The sequence below is a fragment of the Gallaecimonas zhanjiangensis genome, from assembly GCF_057624825.1.
The window spans coordinates 4,195,613-4,219,275 of record NZ_CM172603.1 but is presented as its reverse complement, the minus strand read 5'-3'; the positions used below and the strand labels follow the sequence as shown (position 1 = coordinate 4,219,275).

The 23,663-nt window shown below is 62.1% G+C and carries 20 protein-coding genes; 10 read left to right on the top strand and 10 right to left on the bottom strand.

All coding sequences use genetic code 11. From position 1 onward, the window contains the following. The first annotated feature begins 1 nt into the window (after position 1). The 5 genes from AC22G1_RS19920 (at position 2) to argS (ending at position 6,046) form a co-directional block, all read left to right on the top strand. Positions 2 to 814, top strand: a complete 813-nt coding sequence (locus AC22G1_RS19920; protein WP_487314902.1) for a bifunctional GNAT family N-acetyltransferase/hotdog fold thioesterase — start codon at positions 2 to 4, stop codon at positions 812 to 814. 63 nt (positions 815 to 877) lie between these two features. Beyond that, complete coding sequence (locus tag AC22G1_RS19915; RefSeq protein ID WP_487314901.1) at positions 878 to 2,602, top strand: permease; 1,725 nt, start codon at positions 878 to 880, stop codon at positions 2,600 to 2,602. Positions 2,603 to 2,655: 53 nt separating this feature from the next. Continuing rightward, positions 2,656 to 3,213, top strand: coding sequence for an SRPBCC family protein (locus tag AC22G1_RS19910; RefSeq protein ID WP_487314900.1), 558 nt, complete (start codon positions 2,656 to 2,658; stop codon positions 3,211 to 3,213). A gap of 325 nt (positions 3,214 to 3,538) precedes the next feature. After that, the gene (locus tag AC22G1_RS19905) at positions 3,539 to 4,273 is read left to right on the top strand and encodes a Rossmann-fold NAD(P)-binding domain-containing protein (protein ID WP_487314899.1); all 735 of its coding nucleotides are present in this window, start codon (positions 3,539 to 3,541) and stop codon (positions 4,271 to 4,273) included. A 36-nt stretch (positions 4,274 to 4,309) separates the two neighbouring features. After that, positions 4,310 to 6,046 carry an arginine--tRNA ligase gene (gene argS, locus AC22G1_RS19900; protein WP_487314898.1) on the top strand — a complete coding sequence of 579 codons (1,737 nt, stop codon included), beginning with the start codon at positions 4,310 to 4,312 and terminating at the stop codon, positions 6,044 to 6,046. A 44-nt stretch (positions 6,047 to 6,090) separates the two neighbouring features. Here the strand turns inward: argS and AC22G1_RS19895 are convergent, their stop codons facing one another. After that, entirely contained in the window at positions 6,091 to 7,182 is a 1,092-nt protein-coding gene (locus tag AC22G1_RS19895; protein WP_487314897.1) for a PA0049 C-terminal domain-containing protein, read from the bottom strand. Between the two features lie 114 nt (positions 7,183 to 7,296). Next, a complete protein-coding gene (locus AC22G1_RS19890; RefSeq protein ID WP_487314896.1) occupies positions 7,297 to 9,879 on the bottom strand; it encodes a glycosyl hydrolase family 18 protein in 2,583 nt (860 codons plus the stop codon). A gap of 394 nt (positions 9,880 to 10,273) precedes the next feature. On the opposite strand from AC22G1_RS19890, the gene AC22G1_RS19885 reads away from it, so the two are divergent. The 4 genes from AC22G1_RS19885 (at position 10,274) to AC22G1_RS19870 (ending at position 14,222) form a co-directional block, all read left to right on the top strand. Further along, on the top strand, positions 10,274 to 10,843 hold the full coding sequence (locus AC22G1_RS19885) for a DNA-3-methyladenine glycosylase I (RefSeq protein ID WP_487314895.1): 570 nt from the start codon (positions 10,274 to 10,276) through the stop codon (positions 10,841 to 10,843). A gap of 85 nt (positions 10,844 to 10,928) precedes the next feature. Beyond that, positions 10,929 to 12,920, top strand: a complete 1,992-nt coding sequence (locus tag AC22G1_RS19880) for a methyl-accepting chemotaxis protein (protein ID WP_487314894.1) — start codon at positions 10,929 to 10,931, stop codon at positions 12,918 to 12,920. A 51-nt stretch (positions 12,921 to 12,971) separates the two neighbouring features. Continuing rightward, positions 12,972 to 13,868: an EamA family transporter RarD gene (gene rarD, locus AC22G1_RS19875; protein WP_487314893.1), complete on the top strand. Its 897-nt coding sequence runs from the start codon at positions 12,972 to 12,974 to the stop codon at positions 13,866 to 13,868. 36 nt (positions 13,869 to 13,904) lie between these two features. Continuing rightward, a complete protein-coding gene (locus tag AC22G1_RS19870; protein WP_487314892.1) occupies positions 13,905 to 14,222 on the top strand; it encodes a hypothetical protein in 318 nt (105 codons plus the stop codon). A gap of 35 nt (positions 14,223 to 14,257) precedes the next feature. Here the strand turns inward: AC22G1_RS19870 and uvrD are convergent, their stop codons facing one another. Genes uvrD through lptM form a run of 7 tightly spaced genes read right to left on the bottom strand, consistent with a single transcriptional unit; the run spans position 14,258 to position 20,888 of the window. Next, complete coding sequence (gene uvrD, locus AC22G1_RS19865; protein WP_487314891.1) at positions 14,258 to 16,414, bottom strand: DNA helicase II; 2,157 nt, start codon at positions 16,412 to 16,414, stop codon at positions 14,258 to 14,260. A 32-nt stretch (positions 16,415 to 16,446) separates the two neighbouring features. Then, on the bottom strand, positions 16,447 to 17,154 hold the full coding sequence (locus tag AC22G1_RS19860) for an HAD-IA family hydrolase (RefSeq protein WP_487314890.1): 708 nt from the start codon (positions 17,152 to 17,154) through the stop codon (positions 16,447 to 16,449). Further along, the gene (gene xerC, locus AC22G1_RS19855) at positions 17,151 to 18,041 is read right to left on the bottom strand and encodes a tyrosine recombinase XerC (RefSeq protein WP_487314889.1); all 891 of its coding nucleotides are present in this window, start codon (positions 18,039 to 18,041) and stop codon (positions 17,151 to 17,153) included. Before xerC ends, AC22G1_RS19860 begins: the two co-directional genes overlap by 4 nt. After that, a complete protein-coding gene (locus tag AC22G1_RS19850; protein ID WP_487314888.1) occupies positions 18,025 to 18,699 on the bottom strand; it encodes a DUF484 family protein in 675 nt (224 codons plus the stop codon). Before AC22G1_RS19850 ends, xerC begins: the two co-directional genes overlap by 17 nt. Continuing rightward, positions 18,696 to 19,520, bottom strand: a complete 825-nt coding sequence (gene dapF / locus AC22G1_RS19845; protein WP_487316758.1) for a diaminopimelate epimerase — start codon at positions 19,518 to 19,520, stop codon at positions 18,696 to 18,698. Before dapF ends, AC22G1_RS19850 begins: the two co-directional genes overlap by 4 nt. 7 nt (positions 19,521 to 19,527) lie before the next feature. Further along, positions 19,528 to 20,769 (bottom strand): diaminopimelate decarboxylase, encoded by a 1,242-nt coding sequence (lysA, locus tag AC22G1_RS19840; protein ID WP_487314887.1) that lies wholly within the window; start codon positions 20,767 to 20,769, stop codon positions 19,528 to 19,530. Beyond that, complete coding sequence (gene lptM / locus AC22G1_RS19835; RefSeq protein ID WP_083445928.1) at positions 20,766 to 20,888, bottom strand: LPS translocon maturation chaperone LptM; 123 nt, start codon at positions 20,886 to 20,888, stop codon at positions 20,766 to 20,768. The genes lysA and lptM overlap by 4 nt, the downstream gene beginning before the upstream one ends. A 78-nt stretch (positions 20,889 to 20,966) precedes the next feature. Here lptM and cyaY point away from each other — a divergent pair, with 78 nt between their 5' ends. Continuing rightward, positions 20,967 to 21,296: an iron donor protein CyaY gene (gene cyaY, locus AC22G1_RS19830; protein ID WP_487314886.1), complete on the top strand. Its 330-nt coding sequence runs from the start codon at positions 20,967 to 20,969 to the stop codon at positions 21,294 to 21,296. Positions 21,297 to 21,302: 6 nt separating this feature from the next. On the opposite strand, the gene AC22G1_RS19825 is transcribed toward cyaY, so the two are convergent. Continuing rightward, positions 21,303 to 23,654, bottom strand: coding sequence for a class I adenylate cyclase domain-containing protein (locus AC22G1_RS19825; protein ID WP_487314885.1), 2,352 nt, complete (start codon positions 23,652 to 23,654; stop codon positions 21,303 to 21,305). Positions 23,655 to 23,663: the final 9 nt, after the last annotated feature.

Below are 23,663 nucleotides of genomic sequence, written 5' to 3'. Positions count from 1 at the left end.
ATTGAGGGCGCCATGGCACCAGCCGGTGGGCTCCGAGCTTGATGAGCTGGAAGCTGGCAGCTGGAACCTGATGGTCAAAGACGGTGAGGCGGTGTTGGCCACCGGCCGGTTGCATATTGGCGCCCCCGGTGTTGGCCACATTCGCTATATGGCGGTGGCTCCCGGCCAGCAGGGCAAGGGCCTTGGCAAGCTCATCCTGAATGGGCTGATGACTTTGGCCGACAGCTTGGGGCTGGCCGAGGTGGAACTGAACGCCAGGGACAACGCCCTGCGTTTTTATCAGCAGGCCGGCTTTGAGCTACTGGGGCCGAGCCATACCCTTTATGGCGCTATCCCCCATTTCAAGATGCGAATAAGCCTGGCTGGCAGCCAGGCGGCGCTGGCGCGTGCTCTTACCGGCACCTGGCACAGCACCATTCCCCTGGCCCAGTTTATGGGTCTTGAGGCGCTGGCCTTTAACGGCGAGCAGCTGGTGTGCCAAGCGCCCTTTGAGGCCAACAGCAACCTGCACGGCACCCTGTTTGCCGGCAGCCACTATGCGCTGGCTACCCTCACGGCCTGGGGGCGCATTTGGTGGCAGCTGCAACTGCAAGGCTTGGAAGGGGATATTGTGCTGGCCAAAGGCGACATCCGTTACGCCAGGCCAGCCAAAAGTGCGCCGCGCATGTTCAGCCTGCCGGTGGCCAGTTGGGCCAATCTCGACAAGCTGCAAAGTGGTAACAGAGCGCGCATTCAGGTGGGCGCCGTGGTCACCGAGGAGAAACAGTGCGTCTCCGAGTTTCAAGGCACCTTTGTGGTGTTGCCGCGCTATTGAACCGTAGCCAGCCTCGGATTGGTGTTGTTATAATGTCACAGCGCTTTTCCCTTTGAGAACTCCATGCTGTTGCTACTGAGTTTGCTGGCCCTTTTTGCCGGTCCCCTGCTTTATCGCTACCTCGCCCGCCAGCAAGACTGGCTGGTGCTGCTGGATAATTTCATCTTCGTGGTGATAGGTGGCTTGCTGCTGTTTCATGTGATGCCTGAGGCCTTGCGGGCCGGTGGCTGGCCGGTGCTTATCTTGCTGCTGGCCGGTGCTATCGGCCCCGGTAAATTGGAACACCTGTTCAGCGGCGCTGCCAAGGCTACCCATAACCTGACCCTGCTGGTGGGGGTGGCGGGTCTTTGCCTGCATGCCATCACCGACGGTGCGGCGCTGGTGGATGCCAGCCACACCCAGGCTGGCGCCCTGCTGGCCTTGGGAGTGGTGCTGCATCGCCTGCCGGTGGGGTTGACCCTGTGGTGGCTATTAAGGCCGCAGTTTGGCACCTTCTCGGCGGTACTGGCGCTGGCGCTGGTGGTGATCGGTACCCTGGTGGGCTATTTCGTCGGCTTCCACTGGTTGCCGGATGTCAGCCCCCGCCAGTTGGGCTGGTTGCAGGGCCTGGTGGCCGGCACCTTGCTGCACGTGGTGCTGCACCGGCCCTTTAGCCGCCACCACCATGGCAGCCAGTGGATGGCGGGCCTTGGTGGCCTGGCCGGCGCTGCGGTGCTGGTGGTGATCTCCATGCCGGCCCTTTACCAGGCGCAGGCCCACGGCCATGTCCATGACGCCGATGCCGGTGCGGCATTGCTGCGTTTTTGGCACCTGTTGCTGGCTCTGTCCCCCTGGTTGTTGGCGGCCTACGGCCTGGCAATGCTGATGAACTGGCTGCGCCCCCTTCGCCACCGGGGCGACGAGCACGGCCAAGGGCTGCTGCGGGGCATGGTCTGGGGGCTGATGCTGCCGGTGTGCCTGCCCGATGCTGCCCGGGTTTACCCCAAATTGCTGCAACACGGCGCCAAGCCACTGATGGCGCTGGCCTTCTTGTTAGTCGCGCCCATTTTCGGTATCGACGCCCTACTGGCCAGCTTTGCACTGCTGGGCGGGGAGCTGACCCTCTGGCGCTTTGTGGCGGTATTGGTGTTGGCCTTGGTGTGCGCCGGTTTGCTGGTGCGGTTTTTGCCCCAGGTGCCGGGGCGCAGCTGCTACCAGCATGACGCCGAAGCGCCGCTGCGCTCAGCTTTTGAAATGGGCTACGGCCACTTGATTGACCACACCGCGCCTTGGGTGATCACCGGCCTGGTGGTGGCCTCCACCCTGGCCCCCCATCCGCTGTGGGCCACCTTGGCGGCGCAACCGGTGTTGCAGCTGCTGCTGGTGTTGGCGCTGGCCTTTCCCCTACATCTTTGCGCCACTGGTTTGACGCCGGTGGTGGCGGTGCTGCTGGCCTTTGGCCTCGATTGGGGCGCCGCCCTGGCTTTGTTGCTGGTGGGGCCGGCCTTGAACCTGGGCTTGCTGCGCTATCTGGCGGCGCAGCATTCGCGCCAGTTCGCCCTGGCGTATGGCCTGGCGGTGGTGGCTATTGCTGCGGTACTGGCACTGGTGATCAGCCAGTGGCTTGGCATTGGCGCCAGCTCGTTGCCAGAACTCAGTGCCGAGCAGCTAGACAGCCCCTGGCGGATACTGTGCGCGCTGGTGCTGATTGCGGTGTTTTCCACCGCGCTACTCAGACGCGGCGCCAGGGGCTTTGTGGCCGAGCTATGGCCCAAGGGTTTGGAGATAAAACCTCACCATCATCATTGACTTATAGCCATTGGGCGCCACTCTTAAGGCAATCTGGATATTCGGGAGCAACCATGGTCTGGTTGAAAAGAGTGGTGACAGCACTGGTGCTGTTGGTGGTGATATTGTTGATTGTCGGCTTGTTCCTGCCGCGAGACGTGCAGGTGGAGCGCACCGTCACCATCACCTCGCCGCCTCAGCAGGTCTATGCCGAGGTGGTGGATCTCAAACACTTCAACCATTGGTCACCCTGGTTCGGTATCGACCCTGCCACCCGCTATCAACTGGCTGGCAAGCCCGGCCAACCGGGCCAACAGCTTAGCTGGCAGTCGGACAACCCCAGTGTCGGCAAAGGCTCCATGACGTTGGTAGAGTCCAACGCGCCCGGTTACGTGGCCTTCAAGCTCGACTTTGGCCCCCAGGGCCAGGCCGACAGCTACTTTCGGATCCGCAAAGACGGCAAGCAAAGCGAAGTCACCTGGGGCTTTCGCACCAACTTTGGCAACGACATTGCTGGCCGCTATTTTGGGCTGATGATGGACAGCGTGCTGGGTAAGGATTTCGAGAAGGGTCTTGCCAGTCTGAAAAAGACGGTAGAAGAGGGTGAAAATAAACCCGACGACAACGGCTAGAGGAGGGAAGAGGGGATTCTGCCTGTTTCTATTGTCGTCGGGCCAGTCCGAAAACAACGTTACCGGCCGAAACCGGTAACTAGCGGACCTGATAAGGAACTGCGCAGCCGGGACGTCGTCTGCACAGCTGTGAACCGCCGCAATGACCCCGCTTGCAAAAGGGCATCCGCTGAACACCCGTTCACTCTACAACATCACTTAGGCAGTTGGATAGACGAAATTTATGGTTGTGCCTAAAACGACTGAATTTTCAACAGCAATCATCGGCGCCGGATGGCTGGGAAAGCCGCTGGCTGAAAGGCTTTTGGCCCAAGGTGAGTCGATTTTGACCACGCGCCGGAGCGCCGCAGGATGCGACGAACTGAAAGCCGCCGGGCTACCTTGTGCGGCGCTCGACCTCGCGGCTGATGACGCCAAGCTCACCGCTCTAGCCGGCTTTTCGCGGCTGGTCTTGGCTTTTCCCCCCGGTATTCGCCGTGGCAAGGGGGAGGACTACCTGGCCATGCTGGCCCGCCTGCGCGACGGCCTGGCCGGCACCTCGGTGCGGCAAATACTGCTGGTATCTTCCACTGGCGCCCTGGCCGATGTGGAGGCCGAGGTGGATGAGCAAACCCCGGCGGACCCACATTCGCCCCTGGCCCAAGCCGAGCAGGCTTTGCTGCAAGACAGCCGCTACCAGAGCAGCATTATCCGCATGGCCGGCCTCTTTGGCCCCGAGCGTTATCCGGGCCGCTTCCTGGCTGGCAAGACTGAGCTGCCCCGAGGCGCGGCCCCGGTCAATCTTATTCACCAGGCGGACGCCGTGGGCCTGTGCCTGGCTGTACTTAACCAGCAGCGCTGGGGGGAAATTTTCCATGGTGTGGCGCAGGTGGCCTATCGCCGTGACCATTTCTACAGCGAAGCGGCCAAGCTACTTGGGCTGGCGCCGCCGTACTTTGCCGACCAGCACGGCGGCAAGCGGGTGCTTGGCGATTGGACTGCCCAGAGCCTCGGTTACCAATACCAGGTGCCGGACCCCTTGGCGTGGTGCCAAGGGGCGGCGTCTGGGGTAGAATGCTGACCCTTTGCTCAATTTCTTCTTCGACGGGATGGTGTTGTGAACATTCAAGCGCTGCTTAATGACAAGGTTGGGGCCGCCATGGTGGCCGCGGGTGCGCCAGTTGGGACCCCTGCGGCGGTGCGCCAATCGGCCAGGCCGGAGTTCGGCGATTATCAGGCCAACGGTGTCATGGGCGCTGCCAAGCGAATGGGCCAAAACCCCCGCGAATTCGCGCAAAAGCTGCTGGATAACCTGGATTTGGCCGACATTGCCGACAAACTGGAAATCGCCGGCCCTGGCTTTATCAACATCTTCCTCAAGCCCCAGTGGCTGGCCGAACAGGCCGAAAAAGCCGTGGCGGATGCTGATCTCGCCGTCACCAAACCGGCCAGCCAAACCGTGGTGGTGGACTACTCCAGCCCCAACCTTGCCAAGGAAATGCACGTCGGCCACCTGCGCTCCACCATCATCGGTGACGCCGTGGCCCGTACCCTGGCGTTTTTGGGCCACAAGGTGGTGCGCCAAAACCACGTGGGCGACTGGGGCACCCAGTTCGGCATGCTGCTGGCCTACCTTGAGAAGCAAAAGGCCGAAGGCAAGAGCCAGGCCGAGATGGGCCTGTCAGACCTCGAAGTCTTCTACCGCGCCGCCAAGGGCTGCTTCGACGAAGACGAAGCCTTTGCCAACCGCGCCCGCGAGCTGGTGGTGCTGCTGCAAGGCGGTGACGAGGCCTGCCTGAAAATGTGGCGTGAATTCAACGACATCTCCCTGGCCCACTGCCTGGAAGTGTACGAAAAACTGAACGTATCCATGACCCGGGCCGACGTGATGGGCGAGTCCGCCTACAACGACGACCTGGCTCAGGTAGTGGCCGACCTCGACGCCACAGGCCTCTTGGTGGAAGACCAGGGCGCCAAGTGCGTGTTCCTCGACGAGTTCAAAAACAAAGACGGCTCCATCACCCCCATCATCATTCAAAAGGCCGGCGGCGGTTACCTGTACGCCACCACCGACCTGGCGGCGATGCGCTATCGCAACAACGTGCTCAAAGCCGACCGCGCCCTCTACTTTGTAGACCAGCGCCAGGCCCTGCACTTCAAGCAGGTCTTTACCCTGGCCCACAAGGCCGGTTTCGTGCGTGACGCGCTGAGCCTCGAGCACATGGGCTTTGGCACCATGAACGGTGAAGACGGCCGCCCCTTCAAGACCCGCAGCGGCGGTACCGTTAAGCTTATCGATCTGTTGAACGAGGCCGAAGAGAAGGCCTATCAGCTGGTCAAAGAGCGCGGCGGCGACTTTAGCGAAGACGAGCTCAAGGAAGTGGCCCACGCCGTGGGTATCGGCGCCGTGAAATACGCGGATTTGTCCAAGCACCGCAGCTCCGACTACATCTTCAGCTTCGACGCCATGCTGAGCTTCGAGGGCAACACCGCGCCTTACATGCTCTACGCCTACACCCGGGTGGCCTCCATCTTCCGTAAGGCCGGCATCGAGCCACAAAGCCTCACCGCGCCGTTGGTACTGGGCGAGCCCCAGGAAAAGGCCCTGGCCCAGAAGCTGGTGCAGTTAGAAGAGACTATCGAGTCGGTGGTGCGTGAAGGTGCGCCGCACTATCTGTGCCTGTATCTCTTTGAACTGGCAGGGCTGTTCTCCGGCTTCTACGAAGCCTGCCCGATCCTCTCCAGCGAAGACGAGTCCGTTAAAGGCTCGCGCCTCAAATTGGCGCACCTCACCGCCCGCACCCTCAAGCAGGGCCTGGATCTGCTGGGCATCAAAACCCTCGAGCGGATGTAAGCGCGTCGCGATGAAAAAAGGCAGCCGGTTGGCTGCCTTTTTTGTTATTGGAGGGTGCCCGCCGCCTGGGTCAGCATGGAGCCCAGCTGTTTGACGATGGCCGCTTCCTTGGCCTTGTCGTAGGCCTCGATGCGCGGGGTGTGGATATGGCCGGTAGGGATGTGGCTTTTCAGCAAGTTGCGCAGGCGAATGGCGCGGTAGCTTATCTCGTTGGAGAGATAACCGCCGCCGGAGCCGTTAACCGACACTTGGCCGTCCAGCTCGAAAAGGTGCTGGGGCTCGCGGTCGCCAGCCAGGGTGGTGACCTTGCGGTTGTCGTTCATTTTAAAGGGGCCTTCGCCGTCCTGCAGGGCATCAACCGGCAGGCTAAGGGCCACGAACTCCTTGCCAGACAAGGGCTTGCCGTAGAGCAGCGGCAGTTTGGGAACGGCGGCGGTGGCGCCGGTCATCACCCGCAGGTTGTCCGGAGCCTCGGCGCTACGGCGCTTGCCGGGGAAGCGCTCGATGTCGAAATCGCTGCGGCCCATGGATACCGTCACCACCATGTCGGCGGTGTGCTGGGTGTAATAGGGCAGCAAGGTCTGCTCGATAAGACCCTCGTCAAAATCGGCAAAACGCACCGGTACCAGCACCGTTTCTACCTGCGCCTTGACGCCGTCTTTTTCCAAAATGGTGCCGTCCAGCAGCAAGGCTGCCAGCCCAGAGGGGTTGGATTGATCGATATGGCGGTCGAGGAAGAAGGGGTCAAAACCGGTCAGCAAAATGTGTTTGATACCGGGTTTGAAGTGCACATCTTCGATGCCGCGGCTGACCCGCTCGAAGCGGCGCAGCAACTTGTCTTTTTGCGCGTCGGGCAGCGCCAGTGCCCGCAGTTTGGCCTTGCCGGCCAGGCGAAACCAATAAAGGGGTCTGTCGTCGAGCTGGGTTTTGGCGATGTCCTTACCCAGGGTAAAGCCCTGGCTGGCTACCTCGACCACGGTGGCCAGATCGGGGCTGGCGCTCAGGCGCGCCAGCAGCGGCTTGAACGGTTCAATCAGGCCGGGCATGGCGGCTTCGGCCTTGGGTAGGCGGTCTTCTTCTACGTCGGCCAGGGCCGGCAGGGTGAACAGTGCCAGCAGCAACAGGGTTCGGAACATGGCTATCTCCTTGATTCGGCTCAGCTTGGCAGAAAGGCGCTGCGGTTAAAAGCGCCCTTGGCCTAACCCCGGTGCGGCTTGGCGAAAAAAAGCCCCGCGAAGCGGGGCTGTCGGTTATTGGCAACTGGCCTCTCCTATGTCTACCCAAACCGAGGCTACCCCCGGCTCTTCGCCTTTGGTCCACCATTGGGCGCGGTAGTGGCGGCCGTTATGGTCAACCTCATCGCCGCCGTTGTAGGCCACGCCTGCCTGCCAGGTTTGAGCCACGTCAGACACCAGTGCCCAGGGGCCATCGGCCTGGCTGGGGGCGTCGCCCTGGGTCCAGTATTTGGCCTGCCATACCAGCCCCTGGTAGCTCACCTCGTCGCCACCGGTGTAGACGGAGCTTGTCTCCCAGGCCGGGTAGTTGCCGGCGTTGGGGTCGCTGGCATCGCAGCCGCTGCCGGCCGGGCTTACCACCAGGGTGGTGCTGGCGCTGCTGCTGAGCCCCTCGGCGTCGGTAACGGTCAGGCTGATGCTGTAGCTGGTCCGGGCCGAGACACTGGGTGCGGTCAGCACCAAGGCCGGGCTGGTGAGGCTGGCGGCGCTCAGGCCATCGGCGAGGCTCCACTGGTAGCTCACCTCGCCTTCATCAGACACAGTGGCATTGATGGTCACAGCCCCATTGCTGGCGGCCAGTACCTGGGCCGGTAGGCTGACCGACGGCGCTTGGTTGGCCGCTGGCGGGTTGTTGGTGAGGGTGACGGTGTCGGTGCTTTCAAGGGCGCCGTCGGACACGGTCAAAGTAAAGCCGTAACCGGTGGTGGCGCTGACGGCCGGCAGGGTAACGCTCAGGGTGCTGCTGTTAGTGCCGGCCAGGGTCAGGGCCGGGCCGCTGCTTTGGCTCCAGCTAAAACTCAAGGTGTCGCCGTCGGCGTCGCTTGAGGCGCTGCCCGAGAGGGTAACGGTGACCGGCCCGGTGACCGACTGGTCGCTGCCAGCGCGGGCTACCGGGGCGTGGTTCTGGTTGCCGCTGCCTTCGCCGTTGCCCAGGCCTTCATTCATGGCGTTGAGGATATCGCCGTTATCGGCGTCTATTTCCCAGGCAAAGAGGCCGCCCAGGTTGTGATTGAGCACGTACTGGCCCTTGGCCTTGACCGAGCGGGGGTCGTCGTAGGTGATGAGATCGCCGGTGTCCGCCTTGAACAGATAGGGCGCCTCGGCGCTGACATCGTAGCCGTATTGCCAGGTGGCGCGGTACTCGTTGGCGATTTGCCGATAATCCACCACCCCGGCTTCCCAGGTGCCTTTGACGGCGCCGGTGGCGGTGCCGCTGAAGGGGTCGCCATCGTTATAACCAGACACCCCGGTCCAGCCGCGGCCGTACATGGCAGCTCCTACCACCACTTTGCTTGGGTCGACGCCCTGGGCCAGCATCGCCTGCACCCCTTTGTCGGTGGTGTATGGGGTGTCCGGTTTGTTGGCCGGCGCATAGAGGGCGGTCTGGTTGCCGAGATTCTGGGTATCAAAGGCGCCGAAGAAGTCGTAGGACATCAAAAAGTAGTGGTCCATGTACTGGGCAGTAGCCTGGTAATCGACCTTGGCGATTTTGTCCGGCCCGGCGCTGATGGCCGAAGTCAGCTCCAGGGTGCGGCCGGTGTCGGCTTGTACCCTGTCGAGCATGGCCCGCAGCTCCTGCATCAGGGTCTGGTAGGTGGCGCCGTCGCTGGGGCTGCCAAGCGCCGGGTTGGCGCCCTGGCCACCGGGGAATTCCCAGTCGATATCGATGCCGTCAAAGAACTTCCAGGTGCGGATGAATTCTTCTACCGAGTCCACAAACACCTTGCGCTTGGCGGCGTCGCCCAGGAAGTAGAAGGGATCAGACAAGGTCCAGCCGCCGATGGAGGGCAGGATCTTAAGGCCGGGGTAGGCCTTCTTCAGGGCCATCAGCTGGCCGAAGTTGCCCTTGTAGGCGCTGGCATAGGTTTGGCCGGCCTGGGTTTTTTGCAGGGCGGCGAAAGGGTCGTGCAGGGCGACTTTGAAGTCGTCACGGCCGGCGCAGGCCCGCTGCAGGGCGGCAAAGCTACCCTCGATGGATTTGAGGCTGTCGTTGATGCCGTCGCCACCGCAGATGGGGATAAAGCCGTACAACAGGTGGTTGAGGTTGTACGCCGGGATCTTGTCCACTGGGAAGGCGCGGCCATAGACCCCCCATTCCACAAAGTAGGCCCCCAGCACCTTGTCGGATTGGTCGGTGTAGGGAGTGTTGTTTTCACCAGCGTTGAGGGTGATGGGGTCTAGGTGGCTGCCGTCGGTATCGGCCACGGTGATGGCTTTGGCGTCGCTTGGGGTACAGCCGTCGTCGTTGCAAAGCGCCACCTGCAGTTGGTACTGGCCCCCTTTGTTGATGCTGAGGTTGGCCGAGCCGGTTTGGGTGGCGCCGCCACTGGTGCTTTGCTCCAACACCACGGCGCCATTCAGCAGGTATTGCACCCGGGTGGCACCGTCGCCGGCGTATGTGCTCCAGGCCACCGGCACCGACACGCTGTCGTGCACCGTCACCAGGTTTTGGTAGGCGGTGGCGGCATCATCCACCTCGATAAGGGCAAAGCTGGTTTCCATCCAGTCCAGGCTGGGTTTGCCCGGCGCGGCGGCCAGGGCCGGGGTGGCCAACAAGGCGGCCACCAGGGCCGGCAGGAGTTGTTGTTTGTGGTGCATGAGATCCTCGCAAGGGTTTATTTCTGGGCAACAACGCCGACGGCTTGCACCGACAGCTCGTGGTGACAGCGTTGTCATTTTGTGTCGTATAGCGGCAACAATCGTCCTTTACCCTAGGCATGGTGCCGCGTCTTCGCCCCGATCTGGCTCACAGTTTTGCCGGGCAAATCCCCGGAGCCTTGGCCGTGATGTGCCTGGCCGGATGGCGCCGTGTCGCAATGTAAAGAGGCTGTTATTAAAGGGTTTTTGTTGAAGTTGAATCAGCCTCGCCTGTTCTGTTTTGCAGGTTTTTTCACCAGGGGTTGAGCCGGCGCCGGTAACAAGGTGGCGCGCTCTTGTGGCCAGGGCCGGGCTCGGGCAAGGTGGGAGCACTTTTACTTATGAATGAGCCAAGATGGACACCCTTTTTCGCTGCCCCTGGTGTGGGGACGACCCGCTCTACCAGCACTATCACGACACCGAATGGGGCCGCCCGGTCCACGAAGACCGCACCTTGTTCGAGTTCCTCATCCTTGAAGGCGCCCAAGCCGGGCTGTCGTGGATAACGGTACTGCGTAAGCGCCAGGCCTACCGCGATGCCTACCACCAGTTCGACGTGCACCAAATAGCGGCCTATACCGAAGCCGACCAGCAGCGGCTTCTGGCCAACCCCGGCATAGTGCGTAACCGCCTCAAGGTGGCGGCCAGCATCGACAACGCCAAGGCCTTTATCCGGGTGCAGCAGGAATTTGGCAGCTTCGACGCCTACCTCTGGGCCTTTGTGGGTGGCCAGCCCATCGTCAACCAACCCCGTAGCTTGAGTGACGTGCCGGCGGTGACGCCCCTGGCCGAGCAGATCAGCAAGGATTTGAAAAAACGCGGCTTTCGCTTTGTCGGCCCCACCATCATTTATGCCTTTATGCAGGCCGTGGGGATGGTGAACGATCACCTGCTCGACTGCCATGCGCGCAATCTGCCGGACTGACAGTAAAAACTCTTGCGTGGTCTAGACTTAGCTTCTTGGCCTTTACAGGCGCGGTAAATGATTTGCCAGCCACGCAGGAGGAAAGATGCGACGCTTACTGGCCCGGCTCAAGTTTGTCCACGCGGTATTGATAGTGTCACTGGTGCCCCTGGCGGGGCTGGTGTTTTTGTGGGGAGTGCACTTTAGCTCTCTGGTTAAGGACTCAGGCCAGGCCGCCAATGCCGTGGCGCTGGTTGAGCTGGTGGAAGCGGCGTCAAACCTGGCCCAGCAAGGTGCGGCAGAAAGGGGCCTTAGCGCCGGTTTTCTGGGCTCGGCCGGTAAAAAATTTGGGCCAGAACTCGCCGAGCAGCGCCAGAAGCTGGATCAGGCCATCAGCCATTTTCAATCGGTGCCGGTTGCCCACCTGGGTAAGCGCAGCCAGGCTCTTTTTGACCAGCTGCAACAAACCCTTGATAACCGCAGCGAGATCCGCCGCCAGGTGGATAACCTCAACCCCCAGAGCGGCGCCTTTGGTTACTACAGCCGCCTTAACGACCTAGCTCTGAACCTCTCATCCCGCCAGGCCTTGCAGCTGTCAGACCTGCCGTCGTTAAAAAGCCTGCTGGACGGCATTCTGGCCCTGTATTGGAGCGGTGAATACGCCGGCCAGGTGCGGGGGCTTTTAAATGGCGCCTTTGCTCGCCACAGCCTTGATAACAAAGCCTTTGCCATGGTGCTCCAAGCCACCACCTCGGAGCAGGACCAGCTGGATCGCTTCATGTCTCTGGCCTCGGTAGAAGCCCAGGGGGTATTGGAAAAGGCGCGTCAGCAGCAAAGTTGGCAGCAGGTGGAGGCCATCCAGCAGACAGTGGCGGATGGTGGCCCCAGCGACACCCTGGCCGACCCCTCAAACGGCCAGTGGTTTGCCCTGGCCACCCAGCGCATTGCCGCCATCAAGCAGGTTTCCGGCGAGCTTAACAGCACGTTTGTAGCCGAGGCGCACCAGATTAAGCAGCGGGCCTTGAACGGCCTGTGGGTCACCCTGGCAGTGAGCCTGGTGGTGCTGTTGCCCCTTTGCTACCTCATCTTCTCCCTGACCCGCTCCCTTAAAAAGCGGGTCGCCTATGTCGACGACACCCTCAAGGCCATCACCCAGCAATCCGACCTGACCCTGCGCCTCGGTGACACTCGGGCCGATGAATTCGGCAACATAAGCCGCTCCATCGATGTGCACCTTGAAGAGGTCAACGGGATTTTCAAAGGCTTCCACAGCACCGCCAGCTCGGCCAGCAGTACCATGCACAACATCATCAGCTCGGCTGGCCGCGCCAACGCCAATGCCGAGCAGCAGAACCAGAGCGCCGATCAGCTGGCCCACGCCATGGATGAAATCGCCCAGGCCTCGGCGGAGGTGTCGGCCAGCATGCAGCAGGCTAGGGATGCCATGAACCAGGCCCACAGTCATGTCGGCAGCAGCCAGCGGCTTACCGATACCGTCACCCAGGGTTTTGAGCAGTTAACGGTGTCCATCGCCGAAAACCGCGAGGAAATCGAGCGCCTGGCCCAGCACAGCGGCGAGATTTCCGGCATTTTGGACACCATTACCGGCATTGCCGAACAAACCAACCTCTTGGCGCTCAATGCCGCCATCGAGGCGGCCCGGGCCGGCGAGCAGGGCCGGGGCTTTGCGGTGGTCGCCGACGAAGTGCGCTCTCTTGCCTACAAGACTCGCGAGTCCACCGAGAGCGTACGGGACATGATAGAGCGCCTGCAGCAATCGAGCGCCAGCGCCTTGGCGGCCATGAACCGCAACGCCAGCCAAGTAAGTGAAACCGCTGGCAGTGTCAGGGCCAGCAGCGAAGCGGTGTCGCAGGTAACGGTGCAGATTGAGCGGGTGCAGGATCTGGTGCGCCAGGTGGCGGCCGCCGCCGAGCAGCAATCGGCCACCCTGGCCGAGGTCAACGAAGCCACGGTGGGCATTAACCGCTTGTCTCAGGACACCGCCCAGCAGGTGAGCAGCGTGCACCAGGAGGCCGAGGGTTTAAGCGAGCAATTGCAGGCGTTGGAGAAGCGGCTCAGCGGTTTTCGGATGGCCTAAATACCGCAAGCTGGGTAGCATAGGGCGCTTTCTCATCTTCCCGGAGCGGCCATGGCCAGCGTGGATTCCAAAGGTACCCTGTATGCGTTGTCGGCCTACCTGCTTTGGGGGATAGCGCCTGTCTATTTCAAGCTGATCCAGGCGGTGCCCGCCGTTGAGATCCTCTCGCACCGGGTGATTTGGTCCTGTGTGTTTCTGGTGGCGTTGCTGCTGGCGCTGGGCAAGGTGGGCGCGGTGCGCCAAGTGTTCAAGGACAAGCGCCAGTGGCGCACCCTGATGCTCACCGCCTGCTTTATCGCCACCAACTGGGGGCTCTATATCTGGGCCGTCAACAATAACCACATCCTCGAAGCGAGCCTGGGGTATTACATCAACCCGTTGCTGAACGTGGCCCTGGGGATGGCGTTTTTGGGGGAAAGGCTCAGGCGGTTGCAGTGGTTTGCGCTGGCGCTGGCCAGTGCCGGGGTACTGGCCCAGTTGCTTTACTTTGGCAGCTTGCCCTGGATAGCGCTGGTGCTGGCCTTTTCCTTCGGCTGTTACGGCCTGTTTCGAAAGAAGGTGCCGGTCGATCCGGTGGCCGGCCTTTTTGTGGAAACCCTGCTGTTGCTGCCTGCCGCATTCTTGTACCTGTGGTTCAACACCAGCGCCACCGCCATGACCGAGAACCCCTGGTCGCTTAATCTGCTGCTGGTGGCGGCCGGTATCGTGACTACGGTGCCGCTGCTGTGCTTTATCGCCGCCGCGCGGCACCTGCCGCTGTCGGTGTTGGGGTTCTTCCAGTACATCGCGCCGAGCCTGGCTTTTTTGCTGGCGGTGCTGGTGTACGGCGAACAGTTCGACCCTCACAACGCCCTCACCTTTGCCTTTATTTGGGGCGCGCTGCTGCTCTTTACCTTTGATGCCCTGCGCAACCAGCGCCAAAGGGCAAAGCGGGTTGCCACCAGCTAAGCTCGGTTAAGGTAATGACAACAAAGGGAATAGCAGATGCATGCTGTTGTGGTGATGCTGGCGCTGCTGCTCGGTGCCTGTACCCTGACCCGAGAAGTACACGACCTTAACCAGCTGCGCTCGGGTGAGCCGGTGCTGGTGTCCCTGGCGGACGGGCGCCAGCTGGAGGGGCGTTTTGAACGCATTGACGATGAAAAGCTCTACACCTCGGTCGGCGCTGTGCCTTTGAGCGAGGTGGCGCGGGTAGAAAGCCGCAAAGGGCCGAACGCCGAGCAAACCCGAGACTGGGGCGAGCTGTTCCAAAAAGGGGTGCTGGTGGCCATCGGCGTGATTGGGCTGGCGCTTCTGCTGTAAAAAAGCCGCCTTAAAGGCGGCTTTTTCATCGGCTGTTACAGCACTTCTAGGCGGGCGTAAGCCACCACCAGCCATTTGGGGCCAGCCTCATCAAACGCCACCTGCACCCGCGACTGGGGGCCGGTGCCTTCGTAATTAATGATGATGCCGTCGCCAAACTTGCTGTGGCGCACCCGCTGACCCAGGTTCAGGCCGGTTTCGTTGAACTGGTCGCTGCTCTTTTGGTACTGGGTGATGGGGCGCGTCACCTGGGTACGCACCCGCACCTCTTCCAGGCATTCTTGGGGGATTTCCCGCAGAAAACGGCTGGGAGTGTGGTACTCGTCGCGTCCATAGAGGCGGCGCGACTCGGCGTAGCACAGGTAGAGCTTTTTCATGGCCCGGGTCATGCCCACGTAACAGAGGCGCCGCTCTTCCTCGAGGCGGTCCGGGTCGGTGACCGATTGCATCGACGGGAACATACCTTCTTCCACCCCCACCACGAACACCAGCGGGAATTCCAGGCCCTTGGCGGTGTGCATGGTCATCATCTGCACCGCGTCTTCAAACTCGTCGGCCTGGGTGTCGCCAGATTCCAGGGCAGCGTGGGCCAAAAAGGCGTTCAGCTCGCTCATCTCCTCGCTGCCTTCCGGCGGTTCGAAGTCCTGGGTGGCAGACACCAATTCCTCCAAGTTCTCCACCCGGGCCTGGCCTTTCTCGCCCTTCTCTGCCTGGTACATGGCAAAGAGCCCGGACTCCTTGATGGCGATATCCACCTGGCGGGAGAGCACCTCGTCGCAGCCTTGCTCGTCGAGGTTGTCCACCAGGGTCATAAAGCCGGCAACGGCATTGCCGGCCCGGCCCGACAGCACCTTGGCGTCCAGCAGCTGGCGGCAGGCCCGCCACAGGGTGGTGCCTTGCTCGCGGGCCTGTTGGCGCACGATACCGATGGTGCGATCGCCAATGCCACGGGCCGGGGTGTTCACCACCCGCTCGAAGGCGGCGTCGTCGTCGCGGCTGGCCATTAGCCGCAGGTAGGCCAGGGCGTCCTTGATCTCCTGGCGCTCGAAAAAGCGCAGGCCGCCGTAGATGCGGTACTTGATGCTTTCCCGAAGCAGGGCGTCTTCCAGCACCCGCGATTGGGCGTTGTTGCGGTACAGGATGGCGGCGTCGGACCAGCGGCCGCCGTCGTCCACCCAAGCCTGGATGCGGCTCACTACAAAGCGGGCTTCGTCGATTTCATTAAAACCGGCGTACACCGACACCGGCTCGCCGCTTTTACCGTCGGTCCACAAGTCTTTACCCAGCCGCTCGGCGTTGTGGGCAATCAGGCCGTTGGCGGCCTTCAATATGGTGCCGGTGGAGCGGTAGTTCTGCTCCAGGCGGATGGTGACGGCCGGGGCGAAATCGTCCAGGAAGCGGTGAATGTTGTCGACCCGGGCGCCGCGCCAGCCGTAGATGGACTGGTCGTCGTCGCCGACGATCATCACGTGGCTCTGGGGCCCTGCCAACAGGCGCAGCCAGGCGTACTGGATGGCGTTGGTGTCTTGGAATTCGTCCACCAGCACATGGTGAAAGCGGGCCTGGTAATGGTCGCGCAGGTGCTGGTTGTCGCGCAAAAGCTCCAGGGCTCGCAGCAGCAGCTCGGCAAAGTCCACCAGGCCGGCCAGGTTGCAGGCGCTCTGGTAGGCCTCATAAATCTGGTGCCAAAGGCGTTCCACCGGATCTTGCGGGTCGATGTGCTTGGGGCGCAGCCCTTCGTCTTTCTTGGCGTTGATGTAGCCCATGGCCTGGCGCGGAGGCCATTTTTTGTCATCCAGATTCAGGCTGCGCATCACCCTTTTGATGAGCCGCAGCTGGTCGTCGGAGTCGAGAATTTGAAAGTTCTCCGGCAGCCCGGCGTCTTGGTGGTGAAAGCGCAGCAGCCGGTGAGCCAGGCCGTGGAAGGTGCCGAGCCACATGCCCCGCAGCTGGCCGCCCATCAGTTGCTCCACTCGGCCGCGCATTTCGCTGGCGGCCTTGTTGGTGAAGGTGACCGCCATCACCGCGTAGGGGGAGACGTTCAGCCCCTGGATGAGGTAGGCGATGCGGTGCACCAGCACCCGGGTCTTACCGGAGCCGGCACCGGCCAGCACCAGCAGGTTGGACTGGGGCGCGGCCACCGCCTCCCGTTGTTTGCCGTTAAGGCCTTCCAGCAGGTGCGCAATATTCATGGGAATTTATACAGTGGTGAGCGTGGCGGCCATTATAACAACTGGCGCAGCGAGGCCAATGTCTGGAACTCAAAATGCGGCAACAGCTTGCCTTTGTGCTGATCTTTGATGGCTAACCCTTGGGGGTTGTACCAAGCGGCCTGGAAACCGGCGCCAAGGGCGCCTTCGATGTCTTCCCGCAGGTGATCGCCAATGTGCAGTATCGCTTTGGGAGTGAGCTTCAAGTGCTGGGCGGCGGCCAGGAACAGGTCCGGCGCTGGCTTCATGCGGCGGCTGCCACCGGCGTGGAAGGCGGCCTTGAAATAGGGGCCAAGGCCGAGACGGTCGATGTCGGCGTTGCCGTTGGAGATGGCCACCAGTGGCCGGCGCGTGGCCAGCTGGGCCAGCAGCTGGTGCACTTCGGGGGCCAGGGCGCACTCGGAGCGCCATTCCAGAAAATGCCCCATGGCGGCGTCGGCCAGCACCTCGGCCTGGCTGACGCCAAGGGCGGTCAGGCCCCGGGCCAGGGCCCGATGGCGGCAGGCGGTGGTGTCGTGGGCCAGGGCTGGGTCTTCTTGAATAACCCGCTGGCGCCACCCCTGGAAGTACTGGTAGCTGTCGTCACGCAGTTTGACCCGCTCGGCCAGCCAGTCGCTCAGGCGCTGCTCGGCGCGCTGGATAATGGGCCCGTTGTCGTACAGGGTATCGTCCAGATCGAAGCTGATGGCGGCAATGGGCCCCAGGGGGCGGTAATGGATCATTTGCGTCTCGCTCTTGGATGGGCCGCGTCATACACCTGGGCCAGACGGTCCATGTCCAGGTGGGTATAGATCTGGGTGGTGGCCAGTTGGCTGTGGCCCAGTAGTTCCTGTACGGCGCGAAGGTCGCCGCTGGATGACAACAAATGGGTGGCAAAACTGTGGCGAAGCCGGTGCGGGTTGAGGTGGCTGTCCAGGCCGGCCTTTTTGGCGTACTGGCCAAAGCGTTGCTGCACGGTGCGCACCGACACCCGGCTGCCGCGGCTGCTGATAAAAAGCGCTTTCTCGCCGCCTTTGTTGAACTGGCCGCGCTGCTGGCGCCATTTGGCGATGGCCTCCAAGGCCTTGCCGCCCACCGGCACGATGCGTTCCTTGCTGCCTTTACCCGTGACCCGCACCTCGCCGTTATGGATGTGGTCTACGTCCACCGCCACCAACTCGGCCAGGCGCAGGCCGCAGCTGTACATCAGCTCCAGCATGGCTTTGTCGCGGATCAGCAGTGGGTCCTGGCTGGTGCCGTTAAAAAGGCGTTCGGTTTCGTCGAGATCCAGGGCTTTGGGTAGCCGCTTGGGCTGTTTGGGGGGCTTGACCCGGCTGGCAGGGTTGTCGCCAAGTTCCCCTAAATGGACGAAGTACTGGTAGCAGCTTCGCAGCGCCGACAGGCCCTGGGCCAGGGAGCGGGGCGACTGGCCACGGCGGCTTTCGAAGGCCAGCCACTGGCGGATGTGGCCTTCACTCAGCTCATCAAGCTGGTTCACCCCATGGTCTTTAAAGAAGGCGGCTTGGCTTTCCAACTGGCGGCGATACCCCGCCAGGGTATGGGCCGAGCGCTGGCGCTCGGCTTGCAGATGACGGTAAAAGCGCGGCAGCGCCTCAGCGAAGGCGGCCATGGCCGAAGCTGGCTATTTTCAGGGCCACCACCTCGCACAGCTGGCTGATCAGCAGGGCGTCCATGTCGGGTTGGAAATGCCCAGGGTCCGGGGAGGCAATCACCCAAATTCCCAGTAGCTCTGCGTCTTTTCTGACCGGCATCAGCGCCAGGGAGCCGGCCCGCTGTGGGGCGTGGCCCAGCAGCAGCCGTTTTTCATCTTCGGTGAGGCGGCCAAAATAGGCGCCCTTTTCGAGGCGGGCATACACCGATTGCAGCGCCTTGTGCTGGGTTTCGGCCAACCGGGCGCACAGTACCAGGCGGCTTATTTCCATGCCAAGGTGCTTGCGCACCCCTTCACCCAAGAGGGCAATGAGCTGGTCAAGGCTGCTGGACGCCATGGCTTCGAGGCTCAGGCGATGGCAGGCCACCGCCACCTGCTCGTTGTGCGCCGCCACCGACAACAGACCGGTGATTTCCTCCTCCAGGTTCTGGTGGCGATGGCGGGCCAATTCGAGCTGGCGCTCCAGAAGAGACACCGAGCCGCGCTCGCCGTGGGGCAAGCGCAGCCTTTCCAACAGCCTCGGGTTGCGGTGGAAGAAATCCGGGTTGGACTCCAGGTACTCGGCAATGAGGTCTTCATCCAGGGCCAGCAGGCTGGCGGTGTTGCTCTCGCTCATAGGTGTATCTGTCCGTCGTATACGTGCTCGGCCGGGCCGGTCATGTAAAGGGGCTCGCCAGGGCCGGCCCAGCTGATGCTGAGGCTGCCGCCGGGTAAGTCCACCTGCACCTTGCGGCCCAGTTTGTCCTGCAACTGGCCCACTACCGCGGCGGCGCAGGCGCCACTGCCACAAGCCTGGGTTTCGCCGGCGCCCCGCTCAAATACCCGCAGCCGGATGCGGTCTTTGCTGACCACTTCCATAAAGCCGACGTTGACCCCCTCGGGGAAGCGGTCGGAGCTGCCGATAAGGGGCCCTACCTGCTCGACATCGGCGGTTTTGATGCTGTCCACGGTCAGCACGCAATGGGGGTTACCCATGGACACGGCGCCCACGAAAAAGGTTTGTTCGCCTTCGCGCAGAATATAGGTCTTTTCTTCCTTTTGGGCGCGAAAGGGCACCTGGCCCGGCTCCAGCTCCGGTATACCCATGTTCACCGTGACCAGGCCGTCCTTTTCGATGCTGAGCACCATCTTGCCCTTCTTGGTGGACACCTTGATGCGGTTCTTGTTGGTCAGGCCCTTGAGGCGCACAAAGCGGGCAAAGCAGCGAGCGCCGTTGCCGCACTGCTCCACCTCTGAGCCGTCGGCGTTGAAGATCCGGTAGTGAAAATCGAGGTCCGGGTCGTAAGGGGGCTCAACCACCAGCAGCTGGTCAAAGCCGATGCCGGTATGGCGGTCTGCCAGTTTTTGCACCTGCTCGGCCGAGAAAAAAACGTTCTGGGTGACGTTATCTACCACCATGAAATCGTTGCCCAGGCCATGCATCTTGGAAAAATTGATCACATTCCTACTCCGCCAGCAACTGCTCACCTGCCCACAGGTTCTCCACGGCTTCCCGCTGGCGCACCAAGTGGGCCTTGTCGCCGTCCACCATCACCTCGGCGGCGCGGGGGCGGCTGTTGTAGTTGGAGCTCATCACGAAACCATAGGCACCGGCGCCACCAATGGCGACCAAGTCCCCTTCCTCGGCAGACAGCGGCACGTCTTTGGCCAGCCAGTCGCCGGTTTCGCACACCGGGCCCACCAGATCGCTCATCGGGCCCTGGTTTTGGCTCTGGTTGACGGCCAGCACCGGCATTACCGCTTGGTAGAGGGTGGGGCGCATCAAATCGTTCATGCCGGTATCGAGGATCACAAAGCGCTTGAAGCCGTTGTCTTTGGTCATTTCCACCCGGCCCACCAGCAGCCCGGCGTTGGCCACCAGAGCCCGGCCCGGCTCCATCACCAGGGTCAGGCTGGGGGGAATAAGGGGCAGCACCTCGGCCAGGTATTCGGCAGGCTTAGGGGGCTGCTCGTTGGTGTAAGTCACCCCCAGGCCGCCGCCGATATCCATGTGGGCCAGTTCGATGCCGTCCTGGGCCAGGGTTTCTCTTAGCTCCATCAGCCGTTTGATGGCGTCCACAAAGGGCTGGGTCTGGGTCAGTTGCGAACCGATATGGCAATCGACCCCCAGCACCTTGATATTGGGCAGGCTGGCGGCCTTACGGAAGGCGTCCGGCGCCATCAGGATGTCGATGCCGAACTTGTTTTCCTTAAGGCCGGTGGCGATGTAGGGGTGGGTTTTGGCGTCTACGTCCGGGTTGACCCGGATGCTGATGGGCGCCACCAGGCCCAGCTCGGCGGCCACGCCATTGATGCGGTCGAGCTCAGCCACGGATTCGACGTTAAAGCAGTGAATGCCGGCCTTGAGGGCCTGGGCCATCTCGCTGCGGGTCTTGCCGACCCCGGAGAACACCACCTTGGCCGGGTCGCCGCCGGCGGCCAGCACCCGCGCCAGTTCGCCACCGGAGACGATGTCAAAACCGGCGCCCAGGCGGGCCAGCAGGTTCAGTACCGCCAGGTTGGAGTTGGCTTTTACCGCAAAGCAGATCAGGTGCTTGCGGCCCTGAAGGGGGGTGGCAAAGGCTTGGTAGGCCTGCTCGATGGCGGCCTTGGAATAAATATAAAGAGGCGTGCCGAACCGCTCGGCCAGGGCGGCGACGCCCTGGTCTTCAACCCAAAGCTGCTGGTTCTGGTAATGGGCGCTCATGATGACGGCTCGCTGGGTTGGTTGACCGGGGCGGGGGCAGGCTTGTAGAGCGGGCCTTTTTGGCCACAACCGGCGAGAACGAGGCCAAACAGGGCCAGTAAAAATAAGCGCTTTTTCATCGGGATCGGCAATCGGATTTATCGGAATCTGGCCCTATAATCGCACTACCCATGGCAATTGCAAACCGAAGGTAGAAGATGAACGACAGCCAGTACGAAGACCTCACCGATGCCCTGCTGCTGGCCATTGAGGACGCAGTGGAAAACGCCGCCGACCAAACCGGCCTGGACATCGAAGTGGAGTCGGTTGGCGGCAAGGTCGACTTGGTCTTTCCCGACCACACCAAGATCATCATCAACAAGCAGCCCCCTCTGCAGCAGATCTGGGTTGCCACCAAGTTCAACGGCCATCATTTTGGCTATCAGGAGGGGCAGTGGGTGGATGTGCGCAGTGGCGCCGAGCTGCACGCCTTCCTCGACGAAGCGGTCAGCCTGCAGGCCGGCAGCTCCATCAAACTGGCGCTCTGAGCCAGGTTATTCCGCCAGCGTGGTGGTGGTCAGGGGCTGCATCTGCCAGCCCTCTGTTCCCTCAAACAACTCGTAATACTGCGGCAGGTTGAAGGTGGTGCTGGGGCACAGGCTTTCTTTCTGGGTGTAGAAGCGGCTGATGAGGTTGACCAGGTTGGCTTTGTCCATGGCTGGATAATGGTAGAAGCTCACCTGGTTTTGTTCGTTGGACACGTACAGGCTGTAGCCCTGGTCCTTGCTGACAAAGAAAAACTGCACCAAACCGCTCAAGGCGTGGCCGTAGACCGGCGCCGGTACCCTGCTTTCGCTGTCGTTGCCCTGCTGGGCCAGCTTGGCGGCCGATAGCTGGGCGTAAAAGGCCACCGGATCGGTCATTTCCTGCCAGTGCAAGGTGCCGGCATGGCGCCAGAACACCCACTTGCTTTGCCCAACCGACAAACACCAAGGCCCCTGGGTGAGGCGCTGCTGGGCAGTGCTGATAAGCTCCAGCACCGTGTCAGCAATGCTTTGGCCAAGCTGGCTGGCAAAGCAATGAATATGCACGCGGTTGGCGGCAACCGCGTCTTTGGGCATCAGCGGCAGCAGCACCAGCAGCAAATCGGCCAGGGCCCGCTCGCCACTGAAACTCTGCACCGAACTTTCGCCCCAGGTGTTGCGGATCACCAGGGTCAGCTCGCTGACCAGCACCTGGCGCTCCTTGCCGAACATCAGCGGGTTGATGGCCCCTTTCTGGCGGCGCACTTTGAGCTCGTCGGTGGCGTCTTGCTCCAGGTTGACGATGATCTGCGCCCGCTCCAGCTGGGCCGGTTGGGCCAGGATCTGGTCGGCCGGATCAGGCTTACGGGTCAGCCAGGTCAGGCTGTCGCAGAGACTGTCGAGGGTATCCAGGCTCAGTTTGTCGCTCTCAAGCTTGAGCTCGGTGCGGCTGGTGATAAAGCCGTTCAGCAGGCACCAGGCCAGCAGGCCGGGCAATTCGGTCCATTGATAAAGAGTACGGCCGCTGTCCGGGCAGGCCAGCTGCCAATGTTCGTCGGTGGCCCGCACTATCAGCGCTTCCTGGCCCACTTCCACTTTGGGCGGCAGGCACAGCTGCTGAAGCTTGTGGGGCTTTTCGGCAAAGGCGGCGTCGAGCTTGCGGCTCAGTACCGTCAGCTCGATGGGGCAGAGCCTGGAGCTGGAACTGGTGCGGCGGAACAGCTCGCGCGCCTCGTGGATGCCAGCCAGCATCTGCTCGCGCAGGCGCTGGTGCCACTGCTTGAGTTCGGCCAGCGGCCAGCTGCGGTGCGATTGCAGCAACTGGCGTTTGTCGTTATCCCAACCCCAGGAAACCGCCAGCTCGCCCAGCACGTCAGCATGATGATTGGGCACCTGGTTGAGCTCGTCGCCACCGCATTTGAGGTACAGGCAGCAGCGGGCCATGTCCAAGTCCGCCGGGGCCAGCCCCTGGTGGGCCAGGTAGCGTTCCAGCTGCAGGTAAGGGTCCAGGGCCATCACGTCGGTTTCGCCCTGGTGCAGGGCCCGGCGGGTCTCGTTGCTGAGCAGCTGCACCTTGGGATACTGGCGGGCATACACCGACATTAAGGTCAGTTTCAGCAGCGCCTTGTAGGGGTTCTCGATGCCCTTGTAGAGCAGCCACAGCATGGAACCGAGGAATTCGTCGGCCGGGATAGGGTCCGGGGCGCCAAGGTCAATCCAGTGCTCGGGGTCGACGCCGTTGGCAAAGAGATGAGCCTTGGCCTGCAAATAGGGGCGGCGGTCGTCGGGGGAGATCAGTACCCACACCGGTAATTGACCGGCCAGGCAGATGGCGCTGCGGTAGAACTCGTCCAGCAGCAACCAATGCTGGAAGCTGCCGCAGGACTCCACGTTCATACCCTGCTTGTTACCCTGGCGAAATTCGTCCGGGTCAATAAGGAAGAAGGTGATGTCCATGCCCTGGCCCTTGCCCCAATCGCTCAGACACTGGCACTTGGCCTTCAGGGCCTGGCGCTCTTCCAGAGTCAGGGTGGGGCGATGGCAGACCCAGATATCCAGGTCGGAATTGGGGGTCTGGCCCAGGGTGCCGGTGGAGCCCATGGAGTACACCGCCAGGATATCCCTGGCCTGGGGCGCCGCGGCCTTGATGCCCAGGCGCTTGGCCAGGCGTTTTCTCAAGGGTTCGTCCTCGACGCCGCAAATGCCATGGGGCGCTGGCACTTCCCCACCCGGAAGCGCCGGCGACTGACAATGCAGCAGCGCCGGTACCAAATCGAACACCGCAGCTGCCTGGGACGTCATGGCCTTGCGGGCCAGTCGCCTTCTTTCAGCGTGCAGGGCGGCAATGTTCAGGGTGAGTTGGTCGAGACTGAGATAAGACATGAACCACTT

Bases quoted from the DNA above. Each gene is read 5' to 3' on its own strand.
- AC22G1_RS19915 (WP_487314901.1), top strand. From the start codon at position 878: ATGCTGTTGCTACTGAGTTTGCTGGCCCTTTTTGCCGGTCCCCTGCTT.
- AC22G1_RS19910 (WP_487314900.1), top strand. From the start codon at position 2,656: ATGGTCTGGTTGAAAAGAGTGGTGACAGCACTGGTGCTGTTGGTGGTG.
- AC22G1_RS19895 (WP_487314897.1), bottom strand. From the start codon at position 7,182: ATGTTCCGAACCCTGTTGCTGCTGGCACTGTTCACCCTGCCGGCCCTG.
- AC22G1_RS19890 (WP_487314896.1), bottom strand. From the start codon at position 9,879: ATGCACCACAAACAACAACTCCTGCCGGCCCTGGTGGCCGCCTTGTTG.
- AC22G1_RS19885 (WP_487314895.1), top strand. From the start codon at position 10,274: ATGGACACCCTTTTTCGCTGCCCCTGGTGTGGGGACGACCCGCTCTAC.
- AC22G1_RS19880 (WP_487314894.1), top strand. From the start codon at position 10,929: ATGCGACGCTTACTGGCCCGGCTCAAGTTTGTCCACGCGGTATTGATA.
- rarD (WP_487314893.1), top strand. From the start codon at position 12,972: ATGGCCAGCGTGGATTCCAAAGGTACCCTGTATGCGTTGTCGGCCTAC.
- AC22G1_RS19870 (WP_487314892.1), top strand. From the start codon at position 13,905: ATGCATGCTGTTGTGGTGATGCTGGCGCTGCTGCTCGGTGCCTGTACC.
- uvrD (WP_487314891.1), bottom strand. From the start codon at position 16,414: ATGAATATTGCGCACCTGCTGGAAGGCCTTAACGGCAAACAACGGGAG.
- AC22G1_RS19860 (WP_487314890.1), bottom strand. From the start codon at position 17,154: ATGATCCATTACCGCCCCCTGGGGCCCATTGCCGCCATCAGCTTCGAT.
- xerC (WP_487314889.1), bottom strand. From the start codon at position 18,041: ATGGCCGCCTTCGCTGAGGCGCTGCCGCGCTTTTACCGTCATCTGCAA.
- AC22G1_RS19850 (WP_487314888.1), bottom strand. From the start codon at position 18,699: ATGAGCGAGAGCAACACCGCCAGCCTGCTGGCCCTGGATGAAGACCTC.
- lysA (WP_487314887.1), bottom strand. From the start codon at position 20,769: ATGAGCGCCCATTACCAGAACCAGCAGCTTTGGGTTGAAGACCAGGGC.
- lptM (WP_083445928.1), bottom strand. From the start codon at position 20,888: ATGAAAAAGCGCTTATTTTTACTGGCCCTGTTTGGCCTCGTTCTCGCC.
- cyaY (WP_487314886.1), top strand. From the start codon at position 20,967: ATGAACGACAGCCAGTACGAAGACCTCACCGATGCCCTGCTGCTGGCC.
- AC22G1_RS19825 (WP_487314885.1), bottom strand. From the start codon at position 23,654: ATGTCTTATCTCAGTCTCGACCAACTCACCCTGAACATTGCCGCCCTG.